This is a genomic window from Frankia sp. AiPs1 (genome assembly GCF_023716945.1).
Taxonomy (GTDB): Bacteria; Actinomycetota; Actinomycetes; order Frankiales; family Frankiaceae; genus Frankia.
In genome coordinates, this window is sequence record NZ_JAMQQF010000946.1 from 1 (window position 1) to 1,354 (window position 1,354).

Genomic DNA, 1,354 nt, shown 5'->3' on the forward strand with positions numbered 1-1,354 from the left:
GCGATGCCGCCCGCCGGTTGGCCGCGCCCGGCCGGGCTGCGCCACAGCGTCGTTCGCCGGGGCCCGCCGGATGGCCGGCTTCGGCCCGGACCCGGCTCCCGTCGGAACCCCTGCCTTCCTGCGCCTGGACGGATGACCCCGAACTTCGCGTGACCTCGGGTAGCCGTCCACGAGCCTGCCTGCGCCGCACGAACCACTGCCGCCGGGCCCGCCAGCCCGGTTCCCGCCCGCACGGCCGTGACTGCGTGACCGCACGTCTGTAACCGCACGTCTGTAACCGCACGTCTGTAACCGCACGTCCGCGACCGCACGTCCGCGACCGCACGGCCGTGACTGCGTGACCGCGCGGGCGCCGTAGCGGGATGCCACGCCTTCACATCTGGAGTTCCCATGCCCGACGGAGTTCCCCTCCGCGTCAACCTCCGCGTCACCCCGCGCGCCGGCCTTCCCACCGAGATCGTCGGCAGCCCCAGCCGGGCCGGGGGCGACGATCGCGCCTCGCGGACTGTCACCGGGCAGCCCGCGCCGCACCGGCGTCGGTGGCTCAGGGGCGCATCGCCGCTCGCCGTCGCTGTGCTCGCCGCCGCGGTCGCCGTGGGCGGCTGCTCCGCCAGCTCCGCGACTTCCAGCGGCGCGCCCGTGATCGTCGGTGCGGCCGCGACGGCCGGACCGGGGGTGCGCGGCACGGCGCTCGGCGCGCCGATCGACCTGCCCGACCTGCATCTCACCGACACCACCGGCCATCCATACGACCTGCGCGCCCATGCCCCGGGCCGGGTGACCCTGCTGTTCTTCGGCTACACCCACTGCCCGGACATCTGCCCCACCACCATGGCGGATCTGGCGGCCGCCCTGACCCAGGTCTCGCCGGACATCCGCCGGCGCACGTCGGTGGTCTTCGTCACCTCGGATCCGCAACGGGACACCCCGCCGGTCATGCGCCACTGGCTCGACTCCTTCGACAGCGGATTCGTCGGGCTCACCGGAGAGCTGGCCACCATCGACGCTGCCGCCCGTTCGGTCGGGGTGCCGCTGGAGCCGCCGCGCCACCAGGCCGACGGGAGCTGGATCGTCGACCACGGCGCCCAGGTCCTCGCCTTCGGCCCGGACCGGCGGGCGCGGGTCGTCTACACGGCGGGCACCTCGGTGGCCGACTACGCCCACGACCTGCCGCTGCTGCTGGGGAGCGCCGCATGAACGGCGGGGAGACCGCCAAGCCGGGCACGTCGGGCACACCGGGCACGCCGGTCGCTCCCGCCGGGCCCGCTGAGCCAGCCGAGCCGGTCACTGCGGCGGATCGTCGTACCGGGCCGCACCGGCGTCGGGTCCTCGCCGGCGCCGGGCTGTTCGGGCT

General features: G+C 75.4%; 1 protein-coding gene. It reads left to right on the forward strand.

Annotation, left to right across the window (positions count from 1 at the left end; translation table 11 throughout):
* Positions 1–390 precede the first annotated feature (390 nt).
* On the forward strand, positions 391–1,197 hold the full coding sequence (locus ND748_RS32070) for an SCO family protein (RefSeq protein WP_251750025.1): 807 nt from the start codon (positions 391–393) through the stop codon (positions 1,195–1,197).
* The last annotated feature ends 157 nt before the right edge of the window (positions 1,198–1,354 follow it).